Here is a 21,087-nt window from a genome sequence, read left to right on the forward strand (position 1 = left end):
ATCCTTATTTATTATCAGAGATAAATTTTGTGTGGTTATCAGACAGATGAATATAATTGACTGATCCATATACTCCCGGATGAATTTCGCGGGAGGGGATTTCCTTGTACTGTACCAGCGTATTTCCCGGGGCTGAGAATATCGAGGTATTAATATCTTTAATAATATCGTTTATTTCTTTATTTCTCCTCGTGTCTGCATAAATGAAAATGGTATTTCCTGATTTTTTTACAGAATACCTGATTGACGTCTTTCTGAACCGGTCATTTATTAATTTAACAATATCACTGAATGATAATGTTTTGATGGTAATGTCGTCTCTGAACTCATCAGGGATAGTCAGTATTTCCGGGTTAACAGTTTTATTTTCATCATGTATATGAATGATTTCTTTTCTTTTATTAATGTCAAGCATGATAATAATATCATTTTTATCTGTTTTTATGTCTGATTTATTAACTGAATAAATGGTATACCCCGGGAGATCATTCTTTATCTTGTTGATATTGTTTTCGGTTGATGTAAATACAAGGATATTATTATTTTTTATAATGTATTCATTGTTATTTGTATGACTGCGTATAATATCTTCGTGATTTATCGTATGGTTGTTCGCATCTGTATTATTTTTGTTCTTCCCGGATATGAAGCCTGCTGTCAGTATGGCCGATAATATCAGTAACACATAAAAAAGAGGTCTCCGGGAACGTCTGCGACTGCCGGTTGTTCCTTTCATTGACAATATGTCCCCGCTCCAGGTGTCATGTTGTTCTTTTATAGCGAAAAAAGGTTTTCCCTGGTAAGAAAACGGCGTGTTATAGCAGATATCCATCGTTATCACGTCGTTACTGTGTGTGATGCAGGAAACATAATAATAGCTCTCATATAATTCTAGTTCGATACAGTACAGTGATGAATCAGGAACCGGGAGAGACAAGGGTATCAGCGCTTCATCAGATTCAATAGTATCGTTATTATTAATATGATATTTACCGGAAGGCAATGTTATTTCTTTTCCGGATGAATCTCCCATTATTATTATGTTATATAATTTATTCATTAATTATCCCAAGTGATAAATTTGTATGTTTTATAATTTGTGATTATCCTGATGCCAGTTTTTTTAAATGGTAGTGAGTTTTATAAAAAAATGGTAGTAAAAAGTAGTGTGATATTTTAAATTCACTCTCAATTTTTAGATTGTTCAATAAGCGTTTAATGTCGCACACGTATCTGTTATATATTCGGATGAAAAGGATGATGTGAATTCATATGGAAAAGATAAGTCGGATATATATTTATAATGATATATATAATACAGGCGGATGCAGCGGAGGTGGGCAGGCTGATTACTGTTTTCCGCTTTCAAAATGCATAAAATTATTGGCATTTATAGACTGTCATTATCATTTTCAACAAAAAGAGAATGATGAAATCGCAGAGAATACAGCCAGTCAGAATTACGAGGTAATTTTTTCTGTTCTGGGGGACGCGGATAATCCGGAATACCGGGTTGTCTGTGAGATGCTGAACGAAAACAGCGAGATAAAAACGTTTTTGAATACACTGCGTCACTCTGAGCATTACTGGCTGGTAAAACATCTGATCAGTGCCGCGGATTGCAAAAACAGTAATATCCGGGATATCAGCCAGCGCTACGGGTTATCCGGCACTCACTTCAGGCGTTTGTGTCAGCGTTATATCGGTAATCAGAGTAAGTATCAGCTGCGGCACTGGCGCGGCGTGGCTTCCGTGCTGGATATCCTGGTAAAAGAACACTCACTGACCCGTATCGCGGCAGATAACGGTTACTGCTCGGCATCCCATTTCTCTAATGAAATCAAAATACTATTTGGCATGTCCCCCCGGAAAATAAGGAATTTAAATCATGCGGTTAAAAAATAGTGCCGGGAAACTGCTCTGCTTCGTTTTCTGTCTGCTTTCCCTGCCGGTGATGGCGGAACAGGTCGTGTTATATGAAAAAAAACCGCCGCTTCAGGAGCAGTATGTGGCGAAAGAAACACGGCTGGACCATTTTTTCGATGCACTGGCAGGCAGGCTGGACGTCATGATTATTTCGTCGGATGCGGTGAAGAAAAAGAAAATTTCCGGCACATTTGATTTATCGGACCCGCAGGCTGCGCTATCGCAGATGCTGAAGACTATGTCACTGGTGTCATACAGGGAAAATCGCACTCTCTATATTTACAGCAGCAATGAGATTGAATCATCGATGCTGACGCTGAATGCCATCACCCGCCATGAACTGACGGTTTTTCTGAAACAAACCGGGCTGTTTGATGCGCAATATCCGCTGACATCTGACCGGCAGCAGCGGATTTTGTATATCACGGCTCCTCCGCGCTATTTGAGCCTTATCCGGTCAGCAGCGGATGCGCTTGAGGCACAGCACAGTATAGAGGAGCAGGGGATTTCGCCGGAAGATGAGCATATTCAGCTCGTTAAGCTGGAGAACAGTTTTGTGCAGGACAGGGAAATTACGTCGAGGGGAAAAAGCCTGATCTTGCCGGGGGTGGCGTCAGCATTGCGGGAATTACTGGACTCAGGGCCTGCGGCAAAAACCGGGCTGGTGCCGCAGGACGCAGAACAGGGCGATATTCAGCCGGCTGAAACCGTCTGGCTGGGTGGTGAGCGGGTGCGGATTGTACCGTTGCAGGGAGAAAACAGTCTGCTGTTAAAAGGTCAGCGTAATGCGCTGCACTTAATCAATCAGCTGATAAAGCAACTGGATACGGCCAAACCGCAGATCGAATTATCACTGTGGATTATTGATGTATCAAAAAATGAAGCCGATCAGCTGGGGATCAACTGGTAGGCCGATTACGGCACAGGAAACATGAAAGTGGCGTTTAATCTCAGCGAGCTTAATCAATTCACCGGTTTTTCATTCTTCAGTAAAATCAGGGCATTGTCAGCGAAAGGGCAGGCCAACATGGTATCCCGGCCGATTATCCTGACTCAGGATAACACCCCTGCTATTTTTGATAATAACACTACATTTTACAGCAAGTTACAGGGAGAACGAATGTCATCTCTGGAGAGTATCACGTATGGTACAAAGGTGAGTGTGACACCGCGGATAGCCAACCAGCGAAAATCAGTTGAGATGATCATTGATCTGGAAGACGGTGCACAGAAAAAAGAGGCTGACGGAACCGGCAGCGAAGATGCCTTACCTGTCATTAACCGGACAAATATCAGTACGATAGCCAGGGTCGCTCAGGGGAATACATTGCTGATTGGCGGATACACACGGGAAAATACCCGGCGCCATAACGATAAAATTCCGTTGCTGGGGGATATCCCGCTGGCTGGCCGGTTGTTTCAGTTTGAATCAGTGAAGACAGAAAAAATGGTCCGGCTTTTTCTATTGCAGCCCCGTATTCTTCAGCAGGATTTTTTCAGTGATACAGAGATCTCCGGACATGTCCCGTTTAATAATGAGAATAAACAAGGGATTGAGATGATGAAAAAACTGAAGCAGGACTATTGATATGATAAATGGCTTATCCGGCTCGTTCCGTCCGCCGGTCGCACCACAAAAACAACAGGGTGAGAGGGTTGCGGAGCAGCGTCCGGCAGAAAACCAGACAGAAAACCATGCCGAGCAGATGATGGACGTGATGGATGATATGGCTATGGTGTTGTCGCAGTTTAACCGCCGGCAGTACGGAAAAGAAGAGCATATCAGTCAGTTACCGGCATCGGAGCAGAAAAACAGCATGGGGGGCGCGGAGACAAAATTGGATCGGGTTGTGAAATGGTTTACCGCTTCCGCATGTTCAGTACGTGAGTTTCTTGATTATGTGCGCAATCTGTTTCCGGACCCCAGCGACTATGTGATGGCACTGCGCGCCCTGTTGCGGAAGCTGCCGTTTTCTGCGGAAGAAGCGGCTGAAATTGATGCGGAAATTGAGCAGTTGCTTTATGGCGAATATGCGCAGGAAACCCGTGCCGGAATCAATATCGCACTGAAAATCCGCCAGTATGCACCGGTGACACAGCTGGATTGCGCGCAGCTGAGAATGGTGTACCGCAGTTACATCAGCTGGAAGTTCGATATGCTGTATTTGTGGAAAGTATGGCTGGAGCAGTACCGGAAAAGCCGGGTCAAAAGCCTGCTGAATTATGTCCGTGACTCACTGGTGTGTGATATGGCGGCCGCGCTGCCGAGTTGCAGCCATCACAGTGAGTTCGGGGAACTGACCACCCGGCTGCATACACTGAATCAGCTTATTTCACTGAATGATATGTTTCATCAGAAAATTGCTTCACTTGACTGTACAGAGCCGGTGCTGGCGGAGGAAACGCGGATGAATCAGTTACTGATTTCCGGGTTGGGTGACTATGAAGCATTTCAGACAGAAACCGATGCGTTGCTGGCGGCGGCAGAAGATGACAAAAACAGACCGCGTATTTTACAGCGTCTGATTGTGATTTTTGGTGAGATACCGGAAGCGCTTTTTTTGCAGGAAGCAGGAAAAGCGGAAGTGGTTTCTTTTCTGAAAGCCCTTATGAGCAAAACTATTAATATCTTATAACTTTCACCGGCAATGGATTGCTATGCTGACAACTTTTATTCATGCGGTCAAAAGCAGGCCGGAGATCGCGGTACTGCTGATTATGGTCATGGTGATCGCGATGCTGATCATTCCGCTGCCGAAAATGCTGGTAGATTTTCTGATCGGCCTGAACATCGTGATCTCTATCCTGATGTTACTGCTCTCTTTTTATATTACCCGGATTCTGGGATTTACCTCTTTTCCCGCACTTTTGCTGATCACCACACTGTTCCGGCTGGCGCTGTCGATCAGCACCAGTCGTCTGATCCTGCTGGATGCGGACGCCGGGAATATCATTCAGTCATTTGGTGAATTTGTTATCGGCGAAAATATTGTGGTTGGTTTTGTTATCTTCGCCATTGTGACGGTGGTGCAGTTTATTGTCATTACCAAAGGTTCGGAGCGTGTGGCAGAGGTGGCGGCGCGTTTCTCCCTTGACGGTATGCCCGGCAAGCAGATGAGTATTGATGCCGATCTGAAATCCGGTCTGATTGATAACGAAGAAGTGCGTAAACGCCGTAAAGAGCTGGAGCAGGAAAGCCAGATGTACGGGGCGTTTGACGGTGCGATGAAGTTTATCAAAGGGGATGCGATCGCCGGTATTGTCATTATTTTCGTGAATTTTGCCGGCGGAATCGGTATCGGCGTCGCACAAATGTCGATGCCGTTCAGTGAGGCACTGAGCACGTACACGCTGCTGACGATCGGTGATGGTCTGGTGGCGCAGATCCCGGCATTGCTGATTGCTATCAGCGCGGGGTTTATTGTCACCCGGGTCAGCGGCACCAATCAGAATTTAGGGGCCAATATTGTCAGAGAACTGTTTTCTCATGATTTTACCCTGATTGTGACCGCCGTACTGGCATTATGTATGGGAATGCTGCCGGGGTTTCCGGCCGGTGTTTTTGGTCTGCTGGCGGCCGGACTGATGTTTTTCTACGGAATGCGTCTCAGACAGAACAAGCAGAAGCAGGCATCTGATCCGGCAAAAAGCCGCTCTGACAGCCGTTCTCCGGCCGCATCTGCGCCATCAGCAGGCGATTTTGCCCCGCGCGGACTGACGGCGGAAAATAATGAAGCTATTCCGCTGATTATTACACTCCACAGCCGCTATCAGACGCTGTTTGAAAAACAGAAGATTACGGATTGGTTACAGGAGGAATTTGCCTTCCGCTATGGTTTCTTTTTACCCGGTATCATCATCAATTACAGTCGGGAAATACCGGAACAGAAGGCGATGGTTTTAATCAATGAGATTCAGTCCGGTACGATTTACAGTTATCCGGATAAATACAGAATCACTGAAATTAATGATGCGTTTGATTCACTGAATATTGAGTCTGAGAGTATTCAGCCGGAAAGCGGCGAAAAAACAGTCTGGACAGATAAAAAATACGATGAGATATGCCGGGCTTCCGGGATGGTCACAGAACACGGGATTACCGTATTTTTTAATGAATTCAGCAAAATAATGACGCAAAACATTCAGGAGTTACTGGGCATCCAGGAAACCAAGACACTGCTGGATAATGTGGAAAATAAATATCCGGAACTGCTGAAAGAGTGTTACCGCTATTTATCTGTTCAGCGTATTGCCGATGTATTTCAGCGGCTTATTGCAGAGCAGATATCCATCCGCAATATCAAAATTATTCTTGGCGCACTGGTGCAGTGGGCTCAGAAAGAGAAAGATCCGCTGGTACTGGCTGAGCATGTCCGCAGCCATCTGGCCCGCTATATTTCGGAACACTTTGCCTGTGACCGGGTATTGCGGGCAGTGGTATTGTCAAACCCGCTGGAGGAAATGATCCGTCAGGGGATACGCCAGTCAGCGGGCGGCACATTTATTAATCTCGAACCGGCGCAGCTTGATCATTTCTATGATGCGATGGCGCTGGTGATGACACCACTGAAGCACCGGCAGGATATCGTGTTACTGACGGCCATGGATATCCGCCGTTTTGTCAGAAAATTGATCGAACTGCATTATCCGGGAATTGCTGTGCTGTCATTTTCTGAAATTGTGCCGTCGGCACAGGTGTCGGTGATTGACTCTGTTTAATGTCATAAAAAAGGAAATTAAAGATGGATCTTGCAACACTGGTAACAGAAGGAATGAAACTGATCGGGCGCGGCGATTTGGTGCCGGAAACTACAGCGCTGGATAATCACTCAACAATCTCATTATCACTGGGGGAGCAGCAGGTGATTCATATTGCGGTGGTTGATGAGTATCCGGTTATCTGGGCGCCGCTGCCGGCAGATTTACCGGCATTGCTGCCGGACGTCAAAGGCGCACTGCTGGATATCCTGACAGAAGAGCCGACCGCACTGTTTTGTCCGGGCTTACCGGCGCTGCGGCAGACGGATAACGGTGCGGAGCTGGTCGGCTGCTTTAGCAGCAGTGCTGTCAGCGGTGCGGAGTCATTTGTGCAGGCGCTGGATCAGTTTGTCCGTCTCAGTCAGCAGTGTCATGCGCTGATTCTGAAAAGCTGATTATGCTCAATGCATTACTCAGCCGGCGGGCATTTCCGGTGCATATCCGCGGGTATTACCTGGAAGCACCGCTGCCGGATGTCTTTATCGGGGAAATTTGTCTGTTATGGCAGGATTTATCCTGCCGGGTGCTGCTCGGCCGGGCTCAGGTGGTAGGGTTTAATGAGCACAATACCCTGCTGAGCCTGATCGGACAGGCATCCGGGCTGACGCTGACAACGGTGATCGCACCGACCGGCAGCGCGGTGACACTGACATTCACACCGCAGATCCCGGGCTCGGTGATTGATCCGTCCGGTAATACGCTGGCCAGGCTGAGTGAGATAACAGAACCGGATAACCGGGTTATCTCACGCCCCATCAATAGCGAAGCACCCGATGTGCTGTCCCGGCAGCGTATCACTGAGATCATGCCGACCGGTGTGAGAGCGGTGGATGCACTGCTGACCTGCGGAAAAGGTCAGCGGCTGGGGATTTTTGCCGGAGCCGGGTGCGGTAAAACGGTGCTGATGAATATGCTGATTACACACGCACAGGCGGATATTTTCATCATCGCTCTGATCGGTGAACGCGGGCGGGAAGTGACCGAACTGATTGATGAGCTGCGCAACAGTCCGCAGGCAGCAAAATGCATTCTGGTCTGCTCAACATCGGATAAACCGGCAGTGGATCGCTGTAATGCGGCGCTGGTGGCAACGTCACTGGCTGAATATTACCGTGACGAAGGGAAAGAAGTGATTCTGTTTGTTGATTCTCTGACCCGCTATGGCCGGGCATTACGGGATGTGGCGCTGAGTGCCGGTGAAGTTCCTGTCCGGCTGGGGTATCCGGCATCGGTATTTGAGCAGTTACCGGCACTGCTGGAACGTCCCGGCGCCACGACTACCGGGGTGATTACTGCGTTTTATACGGTTTTGCTTGATAGTGAAAATGAGCCGGATGGTTTTGGCGATGAAGTACGTTCGATTCTCGACGGGCATATTTACCTCTCCCGGCGGCTGGCGATGCAAAATCATTACCCGGCGATTGATATACCGGCCAGTATCAGCCGCGTTATGTCACAGATTGTCTCTCCCGGGCATCTGGCGGCGGCCGGGCGCTTCCGGGCATTACTGGCTAAACAGAATGAACTGAAACTGCTGGTGGAGCTGGGAGAATATAAACCGGGACTGAATGCAGAGAATGACAAGGCCGTTGAACTGACGTTACCGATGCGTCATTTTTTGTGTCAGTCACCGTCGGAATCCGTTGCAGCGGACGAAACAGGCAGGTTGCTTGAACAGCTCACGCAATGAATTGCAGCAACTGATCGCGCACTTCAGCCTGAAAGAGCATTATGCTCAGGCGGCACTGGCACAACTGCACCAGCGTCACCGGCAGGAACAGGAAAATAAAGATAAACTCTTGCTGTTAATCAATGGATTAGAGCAGCAAATTATTGATTTCGGGTGCCGCGGATTATTATCTTATACAGAGTTGAATGAGCGCCGGCGCAAGCAGGCAATATACCGCAAACACATTCTGGATGTCCGTGTCCGGGTTGATGAATCGTCTCTTCTGCTGGCGCAGATTGCGGATGATATCGCAGAAAGCCATAAAGTGATAAATAGTCTGAAAAAGAAAGTAATTAAGTTCGGATTATATAGTGAGCGATAGTTTCATCCTATAAATACAAACAGGAAGCTATAATGAATATTGAATCTTATTGCGATGAGACGGAATTCGGGTTTTATGATAATGCTGATAATAAACAGATAGCCGATTTATTACCCGGGATGATTAAAAAAAAGGAAAAAAAACAGTATGACAATACTGCCCCGGTGAACTGCTCACCAATACAATTCAGTAATGATAAATATCATTATAGAAATAAAGTGTATTGTCAGATGACGATAAAAAAAAGTGACTATCATTTCCGGGACAGACATAATATTGTACTGATATCAACACTATTACCGGAAAAAATAAAAAATACAGTATGTCTGAATAATATTGATCAATATTATTTATATGAAAATACGGGAGATACCCGGTCTGATAAAAGCCCTGCTAATGTGATATCTGCAGAAAAACCGGAAATAATCCCGGTAGAAAGCGTTCAGGCAGAAAGCGTTCAGGCAGAAAGTACTCAGGCAGAAAGTATTCAGGCAGAAAGTACTCAGGCAGAAAGCATTCCGGCGGAATATCGGCCGGACAGCGATTGTGCTGACCCCGGTGTCAAGCCGGTACAGATTATCGCCCCCGTGCTGCCGGAACTTCCTGTTTTCCGGCTTTCCGCTGTTTCCCCGGAGAGAAAACATCTTCCGTTGTGGCAACATGAGCAGGAAAAAGTATCTCAGACCATCTGCCACACCGGAAAAAATCAGGGTTCCCCGGAAAGCAGCAGGCCTGATTATTACTGTTCTTATTATTTCAGACAGAAACATCAGCCGCCGGAACCGGTGCTTATTTACCGGGAAAAACCGGGGCGGTTTAAACTGGAAACCTGTTCAGAGTCACTTAACAGGCGATTGAAATCCATAGTGAATATAAATGGAATTGATAATATTGATATATTATAAACGGATAAAATAAATGTATTATGATACATATCAGGCAATGGATTACCTGAGCTGTTACCTTCCTGAAAAAAAAGAAATTAACAGGCGTGTTATTTATTTCCGCCTGATTAATACACAGAATATATTGGATGTATTAATTGATGTCGAATCATTTCTCCATTATTTAATTGGTGAAAATACCATTCCGTGGGAAATCATTCCGGAGAAATATCTGACTGAACTGATTAATGAACATAAAAAAGAGATCAGGCTGCCTTTTTTCTCTCCGGAATATTATTTCCCGGAACTCAGTACCGCAATACCCCCGGCAGATGGCATCCGTAAGCTTGCATTCAGCGGAGAGGGGATTGATTTCTGTCTGATTGGCGCGAAAGGCAGGTTTGATATTACCGGCACACCGCTGGCTCAGGATCTTTCTGTTCCGGTAAATGCCGGAATTTATATAGGTTCAACCCGGACATTTACCGGGGTAATTCAGCAGATTACTGAAGGCGATGTCCTTTTCATTACACAAAACCAGCGATTTCTGAGAGCAGGAGGCTATTTTCAGATGACACTGAAACAGGAACAGGATGAAACGGTTATCGCCGCACGCGGGATCGTTGCGGAAGAGCCGGTTTCCGTACCGGAAAATGCGGTGTTTGACAGCAGCAGAATACCGGTTCAGGTGGATTTTCTGCAATACCGCAGAGTGTTTCCGCTGTCTGAGCTGATGGCCTTGCAGCCGGGCGATAAACTGGTACTGCCGGCAGCGGATAATCACCTGATCACGCTGGAAATTAACGGACAGCGCTTTGCACAGGGTGAACTGGTGCGCATCGGGGAACAGTATGCCGTGGAAATTCATCATATTTTTCATAAGGGCGGATGATGACTGACAGCGCTGTTTCGATGATGCTGATGCTGGCTGCGGCATCTGTTTTACCGTTTATTCTGGCGGCGGGAACCTGTTACCTGAAATTTTCCATTGTCTTTGTGATGGTGCGTAACGCGCTGGGTGTGCAGCAGGTGCCGTCAAATATGGTGCTCAACGCCGTTGCGTTTATTCTGGCGATGGTGGTGATGTTCCCGCTGGTCAGTAAAACGTACCATTATGTAGCTGAGAACCCGGTGGAATTATCACAGCCGGAATCACTGTCACGTTTTGCGGATGAAGGATTGCAGGATTACCGGGACTATCTTTTCCGTTATGCGGACAAACCTTTGTTGTCTTTTTTTGCGCAAGCCGGTGTTGATGAAGACACGGATCCGGAACTGAATGATGCTCGTGATATTGCCTTTTTTCCGCTGCTGGCGGCCTATGCACTGGGGGAAATCAAGTCAGCTTTTTTGATCAGCTTCTATCTCTATCTGCCGTTTATCGTGATTGATCTGGTGGTATCCAGTGTACTGCTGGCGCTCGGAATGATGATGATGAGTCCGGTGACACTGTCGGTGCCGATCAAACTGATCTTATTTATTGCGCTGGATGGCTGGTCATTGTTATCCACCAGTCTGGTGTCTCAGTATCTCGAACTTATGGATATTTAACATGGATGTTATTTATGCGGCAGATAAGGGCATTTATCTGGTGATTATATTATCGCTGCTGCCGGTGACCGTCGCCACCGTGGTAGGGCTGGTTGTCGGCCTGTTGCAGACTGTCACTCAGATCCAGGAACAAACACTGCCCTTCGGGCTGAAACTGATTGCCGTGTTTATCTGCATCTTAATGCAGCTCAACTGGCTGGGGGATTCCATGCTTAATTATGCCCGTGAAATGTTCTCACTCGCGCTCAGTACAACGGCGGCAGGTTAATTTCCGGTGCTGCTATTCTCCTGGTTTCATGATCTGCTTCAGAGCGTTCTGCTCAGCAGTGTGCGGTTATTTGCGGCTTTCTCTTTTCTGCCGTTTCTGAATGATAAATTTATTCTCAGCCGTACCTCGCGGGGGATTGTAATTTGTATCCTGGCTTTGTGCCTTGGCGGCAATGACAGTCATTCCGGCGGGGATATTTCACTGCTCAGTGTGCTGAGTGAAATCATTGCCGGCACAGTGATGGGATTGATTTACAGCACACCGTTCTTTATTTGTGCCGCTTTCGGTGAATATATTGATAACCAGCGGGGTGCGAATATCAGTGATACGGCTGACCCGACAACCGGGACAGATGCTTCGCCGTTTTCCACCTTCATGAATCTGTTTTCCGTCTCTTTTTTTCTGCTCAATGATGGTCTGGTATTATTGGTGGCCTCACTCCGGGACAGTTTCCGTTTATTACCGCCCGGCTCATTACTGACAGAAATACGGTACGCGGCGGTATTTGACTGGCTGACAAACAGTCTGTCGTTTTCTTTGCTGTTCTGTATGCCGGTACTGATTATTCTATTTATTTCCGAGGTCAGTCTGGGCATTCTGGCGCTGTATAATTCACAGCTGAACCCGTTTTCATTATCGCTTTCAATAAAAAGTATTATTGCTTTTTTACTGGCGCTGATACTGTTCCGCAGTACGACGGTAACAGATGTGACCGTACTATTTGATACGTCCCCGGTAACACACTTTCTCAGGGGGAGCGATGGCTGAAAAAACAGAGAAACCTACCAGAAAAAAATTGCAGGATGAGTCCAAAAAAGGGAATTCATTTAAATATAAAGAATTGCTTTCCACAACCGGTTATATAACAGGTATCGCGTATCTGCTTTATGTTGCCGACTGGTCCGCCTTCAGCCATTTCTATCAGACGGTATTACGTAATGTGAATCATCTGTCTCTCCCGGTGTATATCCGGATGTTATCGGATATTTTTTTTCAGATGGTATTACCGCTGATTATTTTATGCAGTATGAGTGTCAGCTTTGTTTCCCTGATGCAGACCCGTTTTGCGGTGGCGACGGAAGCGATTAAATTTGATTTGAAAAAAATCGATCCGATTGCCGGGTTTAAACGGATTTTCACCAAAAAATCCCTGAAAAATCTGGTTAAGGCACTGATTTCAGTCATTATCTATTTATCCTCGGGTTATGCTTTTGTTTGTCTGTATACCGGCGATCTTTTTCAGGTCATTACGGCACCTTTCTCTGGTGTAAGTGACAGTTTTCTTTATTTCACCGGCCGTTATATTTTTATTTTCATCCTCTTATTACTGCCATTACTGGTGATTGATTATATTGTTGAATACTTTTTCTTTTTTAATGATATGAAAATGGAAAAGCACGAAGTTAAACAGGAGTATAAAAACAGCGAAGGTAATCAGGAGATAAAATCAGCCCGTAAACAGCAGCACCGGGAACTGCTGAATGCGGAAACCAAAGCGCTGATAAAAAACTCGGATGTTGTGGTGGTTAACCCGACACATATTGCTGTCGCGGTCTATCTTGATCCGGAAAATGGTGTTATGCCGCTGATTACCGTTAAAGAGAAAGGCGCATATGCACCGGCCGTCCGCCGGTATGCTGAAAAACACAAAGTACCGGTTGTCAGGGATATCCGTCTGGCCCGGACGTTATTCAGAAAATATCACGTTTTCGACACCATTATTGATGACGATCTGGATAAATTTCTGGATCTCTTACTGTGGCTGAATGAGGCAGAGCAGGCCGCATATGCCGGCGGTGATCCGCAGCAGCGTGCGCCGGCAGGATGATACTGAGGCGTATTTTATGAAAGTGATTATCAGTGCAATCAGATAGTATGGCCTGACTTGATAATCGGATATTATTAAGGAGTGTTGTTATGGATGACAATATTAATTCAGATATAAAGTCACTTGTGGAACAAATTTTTACTTATCTGGAGAATGGAACATTTTCTGATATATTCAGGCAGGATAAAGACCATGACTTCAGTAATGTTTACTCATTAGCCTGTGATTATTATGATAAAGGCCTTATCGAGCAGGCTGAGAAGATTTTCAGGTCATTGTGCCTTTATGATTTCAGTAATATTAACTATTTACTGGGTCTGGCTGCGGTAAAACAGGTTCAGAAACAATACCAGAAAGCGATTAATCTCTATTCACTGGCTATCAGTCTGGATAAAAATAATGCATCAGCTTATTTTTATATCGGTCAGAGCTACTTATTTTCGGGTGACAAGACTTTAGCAATGACCAGTTTCAGACAGTGTCTGTCAATGGCATGCAGCGACAATGAACGAAAAAGTGCGTTAGCATATTTATCAATGCTGGAAGGTGGTCAATGAATATAAATAATTATCATAATATTATACCTGATATCTCCGGGGCTGAAGGTAAAGATAGTCTGAAAGAACCACGGGAACTGGCGGGTTTTATTGGTGATATATCCGGAATCATGCGTGCATCAGGTTATGATATTCAGCATTACGCTGATATCTTGTCAGAAAATAAAGATAATAAATATGTTTTAACCCGGTTTTTCTACGAGTTAAATGAAATAAATAAAGTATTATCAGATTCAGGGGTAACAGAGGAACAAGCACTGGAAGTATTGGATAAGTACAATAAACTGATCAGTGATCCTGTACTGAAAAAAATTCTGGCAACCACACAAAGTGAACTTGCTGATAAAATAAAGAATGTTCAGGATGATATTAAATATTTTTTCATGAAAAAAGAAATGATTACATTTGGCTATTTTGTGGAAAAAATGGATGTTGCATCAAAATACGGACATAATATCAGCGTAAGATGTTATCGTGACGGGTTTAGCCAGTACACTGAATTTTATAAGACATTAACAAAATTATTAAGTTCATATGGTGAGTACTCGAAAGGTGTCATTGATGACGGTAAAAAAACAAAATTCAAACAAAATTTATTTTACCATGACTTACATTTGGCATTAATGAAATATTATCCGGTTACAGGTGACTTAAAAAACAGTGATGGAAAAGATTGTTCACTCTATAAAGGACGATTTGAAATAGACACCAGTAAAGGAATAAATAATTGCTCAGTATATATTGATGATGAGTTAATTGATTCAGGTGTTAACTACAATGATGCTGTAAGGAAAATGGAGTATTTCTTTTCTGTTATGAAAAAGCCGGTATCCGGCACTCAGGTTATTAAAAACATAAATACAGAAACAGACAGCAATGGCAAGTTAGTTAAGGTTGTTGGTATGGCAGATGTTATTGCTATGCCGGGTGCGCTGTTCAGGTGGCTGGAAATACCTGTAAGTAATGAAGATTACGATAAAGTAAATTCGGAGTTTGATATTTCTCTTGAAAGGCTGAAAAAATTTAATTTCATTAATGATGATTATTTGTCAGTATCTTCTTCGTATAACGAAACACTGAAAAAAACCGGTGAGATATTCAATGATAAATTAAAGGTAAGTTATTTTGAAAGGGCGAAGAAAGGAATAAATGAAGAATGGGAATTAGATCACGGGAAAATAAATTCATATAACACTATTATGGATGGGATAAAAAAAGAACTCCAGATGACGCTTGATGAATTCTCTCAGAGATATAACACAATTAACAGTAACTATGACAATATGCTCAGAGTAATTACCACAATGATTAGTGAATTAACTCAGGAGTTAAAAGGTTTTTTACGTATTTAAAAAGGGTGAATACATGGATGTATCAGGTATAAAATCAGCACAATTAGCCGTTTCCGGGGCATTAGCCGGGGAAATCGATGATACAGAAAAAAGTAAAGTTGTTAACCAGCAGGAAAATACATCCCATTCTGAAAAAATTATTGAAGAACTGGGAGAACGATATAACCGGGATAATACGAAAAGAACAAAGCCACAGCTCAACGGGAAACCGGCAGGAAAGCAACATGATGATAAAATGTCAGCAAAAAAAATATCAATCAGTGAACTGTTTTCATTGTTATCTGATAATCTTTCCGGTGAACAGATTAAAAATTCAGGAATAAATCAGAGTATTAATAATAATGTAATGAAAAATATCTGGTCAGAAAAAAAAGAATCTGACTTATCTGAAGATATTAATAATTACGCCAGTATTCTTCTTGGCTGTGTTGACGAGTTATCAGAGCGTTATTTTTCTGTCATTAATAACCATGGTGAGATGTTTGATGGTATCAGATTATTCTTCACGGAAGATAAAAATTTAAAAATAAATAGCAAGGATGAGTTTTCTGTCTTTTTTAACAGGAAGCTGGGGGTTGATATTGTTCTGAAAAGTCTTTCGGAAAAAGGTGGCGATGCCGGAGCTAAAACAGCACTACTGGAAAAGTTACTGACTGACATTATTAGTCTTCCTGAAATACAAAATCAGATGTGGGTGATAGAACCTCAAAAATTAGCATTGCTGACATCAGAGTTAAATACACTGAATACTATGGCCGGGATTTTGGCATCGGCAAAAGAGTGCCTGTCAGCCGCACAATCGCTGATCAGTATGAATAATAAAAATACCGTTGAGTATAATAATTCACTTGCGGTCCTGATGGGGAAACTGGCTGATTTACGTGATCAAATAGCGCAGAAAAAACTGGAAAATGATCGTGAGCTGGCCCGGCTTCAGCAGTTAGCATTACAGGTAAAAACAGATAAAGATGCAGCCGATATTGCAGAAAAAATAAAGAAAGCAGAACGCCTGCAAGCTTTATTTAAGTGGCTCGGACCGCTGCTGACTGTAATTACGGCGGTATTAACTGCCCTGACCGGCGGATTAATGGCAAAAGCACTGGCAGCGGTTATTGTTATTATGACCATTGTCAGTGAAGTCGTAAAAGCGACGGGTGGCCCTGATATTATGGCCAAAATCATGGAACCGGTGACCAAACTGCTGGAAAGCATCAAAAAGTTTATTAAAGATATCGCCATCGAAATCGCTAAAGAACAGGGGAAATCACCGGAAGAATTGAAAAAACTGGAAAAAACCATGGAAATCGTCGGTATGGTGCTGGCTGTTGTTGTGGTCATGGCATTATTTATTTCGGCTGCTTCAGCAGGGGCGGCAATCGTGGGAAAAATTACGGGCAGATTTGCATCAGAAGCAATGCAGACGGCAATGAACAGTATTTTCGCTCAAATACAGACTATGCTGACCACTTTAATGATGACAACAACAATTATAAACAGTGCCAGCTCTGTGACGAATGGCGTGTTACAGGCTGATATTATCCGTCATCGCGCAGATATGGATGTGGATTTGGTATTAATGGGCAGAATAACGGAACTCATGAATCAGATAATGGCCGTATTTTCTGAGTCGCAAAAGGAGCTGATTGCACTGAACGAAAAATTAAGTAAGTACGGAAATGAATCTTTTCAGAGAATAAAATCAATGCTGCAGCAGGGACAGCAGGCTGTTTAATTTATAAAGGGAATTGTGATGGAAATTACTAGTAATAACAGTACACAATCTTCTGGCTATATACCAGAGAATGACCTTGTACAGAAAAAATCGGTATTACCGGATAATATTGTTAACCAGGAAATCGTCAGATTAGTGGCTGAAAATCAGTATTCTCAGCAGAATACCGTCACCGGTAAAACGGCGGAAGAGATCATCAGGCCATTTTCACAGCATGTCATACCTCTTTTATTATCCGATTATGATAATAAACGAATGAGTGCGGTGATTGAGTTATGTAACGTGTTGCTGCTTGATGCTGTTAACCAGCAGGAGCGGCGGGATACATTAGAAAAGCTGGCTATGCAGCAGGCAACGCAATTACAAAAGCTGAAATATGATGAAGCAGATTACCAGGTAGCGGCAGCTGTCGTCGGGGCTATTGTATCTGTGACGGTTGCGGTTATCGGCGGGAGTATGGCAATTAACGGGCTTAATCCGGCTAATCCGGGCGCATTGACGGCGCAAAGTATTGCCGGACAGGCAATATCCGGTTTGTCACAGTCGCTCGGACAACTGGGTTCTCAGCCTCTTATGGCGATGGGAACACGGTTGCAGGGAGAAGGTGAGGTCGTTCGTGCTTTGAAAGATGTTCTGCTCAATACCATGTCTGTACATAATAAAGTGTCAGATGACCAGAAAGCATTCCAGAAAAAACTGCTGGAGATTCTGGTCAGTGAATTTGAGAATCGCAAAAATACGACACACAATCTGATCAATAACATGAAAGGATAATTTCTCACTCCTTTCATGAATCAAGGCCGCTTCCGACAGCGGCTTTTTTCTCATCATGAAGAAAATTCATCTTGTTTTGCCACTTCCGTTTTGATCTCTGCAGTGAATATCGGTATAAGAAAGGAATGTCTAAACGTCTGGACGTCTAAATAATAATATTCACCTGTGCGGTAAGGAAGAACACATGAAACTTGAAACGCTCTCTGTCCATGCCGGTTATTCACCGGACCCGGCCACAAAATCTGTTGCGGTTCCTATCTATCAGACCACCTCCTATGCCTTTGATGACACTCAGCATGGTGCGGATCTGTTTGATCTGAAAGTACCGGGAAATATCTATACCCGCATCATGAACCCGACCAACGATGTGCTGGAGCAGCGGGTGGCGGCACTGGAAGGCGGCATTGCCGGGCTGGCCGTGGCATCGGGCATGGCGGCGATCACCTATGCAATCCAAACCCTGGCCGGGGTCGGTGACAATATTATCAGTGTCTCCAAACTCTACGGTGGCACTTATAATTTGTTTGCGCATAATTTTCCGCGTATCGGGATCGACGTCCGTTTTGCCGATCATGATGACTTCGCACAGCTGGAATCCCTGATTGATAACAATACCAAAGCGCTTTTCTGTGAAACCATTTCCAACCCGGCAGGGCATATCGCGGATATTGAAAAACTGGCAGAGATAGCGCACCGTCACGGCGTCCCGCTGATTGTGGATAATACGGTAGCCTCCCCGGCACTGTGCCGCCCGATTGAGTTTGGTGCGGATATCGTGGTGCATTCACTGACTAAATATATCGGCGGGCACGGTTCCTCACTTGGCGGAATTGTTATCGACTCCGGAAAATTTCCGTGGCAGGAGCATGCTGAGCGCTTTGCGGTGCTGAATACTCCGGACCCGTCTTATCACGGTGTGAACTACAGCGAACACTTCGGTGCGGCGGCCTTTATTGCCCGCTGCCGTGTGGCTCCGCTGCGTAATACCGGTGCGGCATTATCGCCGTTTAACAGTTTCCTGATTTTACAGGGACTGGAAACACTGGCACTGCGCATGGAGCGCCATACTGAAAATGCTCTGCGTGTTGCGGAATATCTGCAACAGCATCCGCAGGTTGCCTGGGTCAAATATGCCGGACTGGCGGACAGCCCGGAGCATGCATTGGCGAAGAAATATGTGCAGGGCACCCCGGCGTCAATTATGTCTTTCGGCATCAAAGGCGGGGCAGAAGCAGGGGCGAAGTTTATCGATGCGCTTAAACTGATTGTCCGTCTGGTCAATATCGGTGATGCAAAATCCCTGGCCTGCCATCCGGCAACCACCACTCACCGTCAGCTGAATGAAGCCGAACTGGCCCGTGCCGGGGTATCACAGGATATGATCCGTTTATCCGTCGGTATTGAGCATATTGATGACATCCTGGCGGATATCAGTGCGGCACTGGACAGTGCGAAATAATATTATCAGTAAATAAAATATAACCATAACAATATGTTCCGGAGATAGTATGAGAAAAATTATTGTATCTGCACTGCTCGCCTGCACCACATTACTGGCAGTGTCCTGCTCACAGAATGAAGATGAAAAACCGCTGAAAGTGGCGATTAACACCGGGCCGGATCAGGCTATCTGGGATGAAGTGGTCAAAGTGGCTAAAGAGAAGCAGGGGCTGGATATTGAAGTCATCGCTTTCAATGACTATGTCCTGCCGAATGAAGCGCTGCGCAATAATGATGTTGATGCCAATGCATTCCAGACCGTGCCGTACTATGAAGCGCAAAGCAAAGAGCGCGGCTATCAGTTTGAAGTGATCGGCAAAACCTTTATCTTCCCGATAGCGGCATACTCGAAAAAAATCAAATCCGCAGCCGAACTACCGGACGGTGCAACCGTCGCCATCTCCAATGAAGCCACCACCCTCGGCCGCAGCCTGCTGCTGTTACAGGCTCAGGGGCTGATTAAACTGAAAGACGGTGTCGGTTATCTGCCGACGACACTGGATATCATTGAAAATCCGAAGAAACTGAAGTTCGCGGAAATCGACACCCCGCAACTGACACGTACACTGGATGATCCGGATGTGTATCTTTCCATTATCAACAATAACTTCTCATCTCAGGTCGGATTATCCGCTGCCCGTGACGGACTGTTTATGGAAGGGGCAGATTCCCCGTATGTGAACCTGATCGTGGTCAGAGCGGCAGATAAAGACAACGAGAAACTGAAAAAACTGGTCGCGGCATTCCAGAGTGATGAGGTTCTGAAAAAGGCGGATGAGGTTTATAAGGGCGATGCTGTCCGGGCCTGGTAAATACGCGTCATCCTTCCGTCCATAGCTTCGTTGGCTTCGTTCGTCCATCCGGGTCACATACTGATGTATGCTCCCCGTGCCCCTTCACTTGCCGTCTTGCTCTGAACAGAATGATTTAGCGTATTGAGAGCCGGGGCACAGGTGACGGGCAAAGAAAACAGAAAGCATGCGTTCCATGGATGGCGAGCCTGAGCGTATACGCGTCATCCTTCCGCCCATAGCTTCGTTGGCTTCGTTCGTCCATCCGGGTCACATACTGATGTATGCTCCCCGGATGTTCTCACTTTGCCGCCTTGCTCTGAACGAAATGATTTAGCGTATAACATGGAAGTGTTTACAGCGGCTTTCTGCTTTTACCGGTTATCAGCGTAACACCGTAATCACCAATAACACATGGAAAGCAATCAGTTAGCTTTATCTTGAATCCCCGGCGGATTGCCTGAATAATAGTCGCCACTGAGATAAGGAAAATACGATGAAACAACTGATTATCGGATTACTGGGTGTGGTGGTACTGGTCGGCGTACTGATGGTGTCCAACTACAACAGCATCCAGACACAGGACGAAGCGGTAACCGCATCCGCCTCTGAAATGCTCAACCAGTACAAACGCCGTGCTGACCTGATCCCGAACCTGGTGAAAACCGTACAGGCCTCTTCTGACTTTGAACGTCAGGTCTTACAGGATGTGGTCAATGCGCGGGCAAAAGTCGGGCAGATGAATATCAGCGTCAGTGACCTGAGCGACCCGGCGCTGCTGGCTAAATTCCAGCAGGCACAGACTGAACTGGGTTCCTCGCTCTCCCGTCTGCTGGCGGTATCAGAACGCTATCCGGATCTGAAAAGTAACGCACTCTACAGCGACTTAATGGTACAGCTGGAAGGCAGTGAAAACCGGATCGCCGTGGCGCGCGGCCGCTATATCGAAAGTGTCCGTGAATACAACACCACTATCCGGAAATTCCCGGCAGTGATTATTGCAAACTATATGGGATATACCGCTAAACCCAACTTCAGCGTCGAAAACGAAGCAGAAGTCACAACAGTACCGGATGTGCAATTCAAATAAATAAAAAGGGATAACTGTTCAGTTA

21 protein-coding genes are annotated in these 21,087 nt (G+C 45.2%); 20 read left to right on the forward strand and 1 reads right to left on the reverse strand.

The genetic code is table 11. The annotated features are described in order from the left end of the window. Positions 1-4 precede the first annotated feature (4 nt). Positions 5-1,060: a hypothetical protein gene (locus AAZR23_RS15450; protein ID WP_434693586.1), complete on the reverse strand. Its 1,056-nt coding sequence runs from the start codon at positions 1,058-1,060 to the stop codon at positions 5-7. 323 nt (positions 1,061-1,383) lie between these two features. Here AAZR23_RS15450 and AAZR23_RS15455 point away from each other — a divergent pair, with 323 nt between their 5' ends. The 20 genes from AAZR23_RS15455 (at position 1,384) to AAZR23_RS15550 (ending at position 21,062) form a co-directional block, all read left to right on the forward strand. Then, a complete protein-coding gene (locus AAZR23_RS15455) occupies positions 1,384-1,905 on the forward strand; it encodes a helix-turn-helix domain-containing protein (protein WP_434693589.1) in 522 nt (173 codons plus the stop codon). Further along, positions 1,889-2,836: a secretin N-terminal domain-containing protein gene (locus AAZR23_RS15460; RefSeq protein ID WP_434693591.1), complete on the forward strand. Its 948-nt coding sequence runs from the start codon at positions 1,889-1,891 to the stop codon at positions 2,834-2,836. Before AAZR23_RS15455 ends, AAZR23_RS15460 begins: the two co-directional genes overlap by 17 nt. Before the next feature lie 27 nt (positions 2,837-2,863). Continuing rightward, the gene (locus tag AAZR23_RS15465) at positions 2,864-3,514 is read left to right on the forward strand and encodes a hypothetical protein (protein ID WP_434693592.1); all 651 of its coding nucleotides are present in this window, start codon (positions 2,864-2,866) and stop codon (positions 3,512-3,514) included. A gap of 1 nt (position 3,515) precedes the next feature. Next, positions 3,516-4,562, forward strand: coding sequence for a type III secretion system gatekeeper subunit SctW (gene sctW / locus AAZR23_RS15470; RefSeq protein WP_218426822.1), 1,047 nt, complete (start codon positions 3,516-3,518; stop codon positions 4,560-4,562). A gap of 22 nt (positions 4,563-4,584) precedes the next feature. Continuing rightward, positions 4,585-6,645 carry an EscV/YscV/HrcV family type III secretion system export apparatus protein gene (locus tag AAZR23_RS15475; protein ID WP_218426820.1) on the forward strand — a complete coding sequence of 687 codons (2,061 nt, stop codon included), beginning with the start codon at positions 4,585-4,587 and terminating at the stop codon, positions 6,643-6,645. Between the two features lie 23 nt (positions 6,646-6,668). Next, complete coding sequence (locus AAZR23_RS15480) at positions 6,669-7,079, forward strand: Type III secretion system protein BsaR (RefSeq protein ID WP_218426818.1); 411 nt, start codon at positions 6,669-6,671, stop codon at positions 7,077-7,079. 2 nt (positions 7,080-7,081) lie between these two features. Further along, on the forward strand, positions 7,082-8,374 hold the full coding sequence (sctN, locus tag AAZR23_RS15485; protein WP_218426816.1) for a type III secretion system ATPase SctN: 1,293 nt from the start codon (positions 7,082-7,084) through the stop codon (positions 8,372-8,374). Beyond that, positions 8,355-8,735, forward strand: coding sequence for a hypothetical protein (locus tag AAZR23_RS15490; protein WP_434693595.1), 381 nt, complete (start codon positions 8,355-8,357; stop codon positions 8,733-8,735). Before sctN ends, AAZR23_RS15490 begins: the two co-directional genes overlap by 20 nt. A gap of 918 nt (positions 8,736-9,653) precedes the next feature. Then, the gene (locus AAZR23_RS15495; protein WP_434693598.1) at positions 9,654-10,511 is read left to right on the forward strand and encodes a FliM/FliN family flagellar motor switch protein; all 858 of its coding nucleotides are present in this window, start codon (positions 9,654-9,656) and stop codon (positions 10,509-10,511) included. Then, the gene (locus AAZR23_RS15500) at positions 10,508-11,170 is read left to right on the forward strand and encodes an EscR/YscR/HrcR family type III secretion system export apparatus protein (protein WP_432692417.1); all 663 of its coding nucleotides are present in this window, start codon (positions 10,508-10,510) and stop codon (positions 11,168-11,170) included. Before AAZR23_RS15495 ends, AAZR23_RS15500 begins: the two co-directional genes overlap by 4 nt. A 1-nt stretch (position 11,171) precedes the next feature. Continuing rightward, the gene (gene sctS / locus AAZR23_RS15505; RefSeq protein WP_166708663.1) at positions 11,172-11,438 is read left to right on the forward strand and encodes a type III secretion system export apparatus subunit SctS; all 267 of its coding nucleotides are present in this window, start codon (positions 11,172-11,174) and stop codon (positions 11,436-11,438) included. A 6-nt stretch (positions 11,439-11,444) separates the two neighbouring features. Further along, positions 11,445-12,206, forward strand: coding sequence for a type III secretion system export apparatus subunit SctT (gene sctT, locus AAZR23_RS15510; RefSeq protein ID WP_434693600.1), 762 nt, complete (start codon positions 11,445-11,447; stop codon positions 12,204-12,206). Beyond that, positions 12,199-13,266, forward strand: coding sequence for an EscU/YscU/HrcU family type III secretion system export apparatus switch protein (locus tag AAZR23_RS15515; protein ID WP_434693603.1), 1,068 nt, complete (start codon positions 12,199-12,201; stop codon positions 13,264-13,266). The genes sctT and AAZR23_RS15515 overlap by 8 nt, the downstream gene beginning before the upstream one ends. A gap of 89 nt (positions 13,267-13,355) precedes the next feature. Beyond that, positions 13,356-13,823 (forward strand): tetratricopeptide repeat protein, encoded by a 468-nt coding sequence (locus AAZR23_RS15520; protein ID WP_166708661.1) that lies wholly within the window; start codon positions 13,356-13,358, stop codon positions 13,821-13,823. Continuing rightward, the gene (locus AAZR23_RS15525) at positions 13,820-15,175 is read left to right on the forward strand and encodes a hypothetical protein (RefSeq protein ID WP_434693605.1); all 1,356 of its coding nucleotides are present in this window, start codon (positions 13,820-13,822) and stop codon (positions 15,173-15,175) included. Before AAZR23_RS15520 ends, AAZR23_RS15525 begins: the two co-directional genes overlap by 4 nt. A gap of 13 nt (positions 15,176-15,188) precedes the next feature. Beyond that, positions 15,189-16,907, forward strand: a complete 1,719-nt coding sequence (gene sctE, locus AAZR23_RS15530; RefSeq protein ID WP_434693607.1) for a type III secretion system translocon subunit SctE — start codon at positions 15,189-15,191, stop codon at positions 16,905-16,907. Positions 16,908-16,925: 18 nt separating this feature from the next. After that, the gene (locus tag AAZR23_RS15535; protein ID WP_434693608.1) at positions 16,926-17,681 is read left to right on the forward strand and encodes a hypothetical protein; all 756 of its coding nucleotides are present in this window, start codon (positions 16,926-16,928) and stop codon (positions 17,679-17,681) included. 184 nt (positions 17,682-17,865) lie between these two features. Beyond that, entirely contained in the window at positions 17,866-19,140 is a 1,275-nt protein-coding gene (locus AAZR23_RS15540) for a bifunctional O-acetylhomoserine aminocarboxypropyltransferase/cysteine synthase (RefSeq protein WP_218426803.1), read from the forward strand. A gap of 49 nt (positions 19,141-19,189) precedes the next feature. After that, the gene (locus AAZR23_RS15545; RefSeq protein WP_432692425.1) at positions 19,190-19,993 is read left to right on the forward strand and encodes a MetQ/NlpA family ABC transporter substrate-binding protein; all 804 of its coding nucleotides are present in this window, start codon (positions 19,190-19,192) and stop codon (positions 19,991-19,993) included. Positions 19,994-20,468: 475 nt separating this feature from the next. Beyond that, positions 20,469-21,062, forward strand: a complete 594-nt coding sequence (locus tag AAZR23_RS15550; RefSeq protein ID WP_434693609.1) for a LemA family protein — start codon at positions 20,469-20,471, stop codon at positions 21,060-21,062. Positions 21,063-21,087 lie beyond the last annotated feature (25 nt).

This window comes from Morganella sp. Je.2.23, assembly GCF_051129855.1.
GTDB classification, from domain to species: domain Bacteria; phylum Pseudomonadota; class Gammaproteobacteria; order Enterobacterales; family Enterobacteriaceae; genus Morganella; species Morganella sibonii.

Excerpts from the sequence above, each read along its gene's own strand:
- AAZR23_RS15450 (WP_434693586.1), bottom strand. The coding sequence starts at position 1,060 with ATGAATAAATTATATAACATAATAATAATGGGAGATTCATCCGGAAAA.
- AAZR23_RS15460 (WP_434693591.1), top strand. The coding sequence starts at position 1,889 with ATGCGGTTAAAAAATAGTGCCGGGAAACTGCTCTGCTTCGTTTTCTGT.
- sctW (WP_218426822.1), top strand. The coding sequence starts at position 3,516 with ATGATAAATGGCTTATCCGGCTCGTTCCGTCCGCCGGTCGCACCACAA.
- AAZR23_RS15475 (WP_218426820.1), top strand. The coding sequence starts at position 4,585 with ATGCTGACAACTTTTATTCATGCGGTCAAAAGCAGGCCGGAGATCGCG.
- AAZR23_RS15480 (WP_218426818.1), top strand. The coding sequence starts at position 6,669 with ATGGATCTTGCAACACTGGTAACAGAAGGAATGAAACTGATCGGGCGC.
- sctN (WP_218426816.1), top strand. The coding sequence starts at position 7,082 with ATGCTCAATGCATTACTCAGCCGGCGGGCATTTCCGGTGCATATCCGC.
- AAZR23_RS15495 (WP_434693598.1), top strand. The coding sequence starts at position 9,654 with ATGTATTATGATACATATCAGGCAATGGATTACCTGAGCTGTTACCTT.
- AAZR23_RS15500 (WP_432692417.1), top strand. The coding sequence starts at position 10,508 with ATGATGACTGACAGCGCTGTTTCGATGATGCTGATGCTGGCTGCGGCA.
- sctS (WP_166708663.1), top strand. The coding sequence starts at position 11,172 with ATGGATGTTATTTATGCGGCAGATAAGGGCATTTATCTGGTGATTATA.
- AAZR23_RS15515 (WP_434693603.1), top strand. The coding sequence starts at position 12,199 with ATGGCTGAAAAAACAGAGAAACCTACCAGAAAAAAATTGCAGGATGAG.
- AAZR23_RS15520 (WP_166708661.1), top strand. The coding sequence starts at position 13,356 with ATGGATGACAATATTAATTCAGATATAAAGTCACTTGTGGAACAAATT.
- AAZR23_RS15525 (WP_434693605.1), top strand. The coding sequence starts at position 13,820 with ATGAATATAAATAATTATCATAATATTATACCTGATATCTCCGGGGCT.
- sctE (WP_434693607.1), top strand. The coding sequence starts at position 15,189 with ATGGATGTATCAGGTATAAAATCAGCACAATTAGCCGTTTCCGGGGCA.
- AAZR23_RS15535 (WP_434693608.1), top strand. The coding sequence starts at position 16,926 with ATGGAAATTACTAGTAATAACAGTACACAATCTTCTGGCTATATACCA.
- AAZR23_RS15540 (WP_218426803.1), top strand. The coding sequence starts at position 17,866 with ATGAAACTTGAAACGCTCTCTGTCCATGCCGGTTATTCACCGGACCCG.
- AAZR23_RS15545 (WP_432692425.1), top strand. The coding sequence starts at position 19,190 with ATGAGAAAAATTATTGTATCTGCACTGCTCGCCTGCACCACATTACTG.
- AAZR23_RS15550 (WP_434693609.1), top strand. The coding sequence starts at position 20,469 with ATGAAACAACTGATTATCGGATTACTGGGTGTGGTGGTACTGGTCGGC.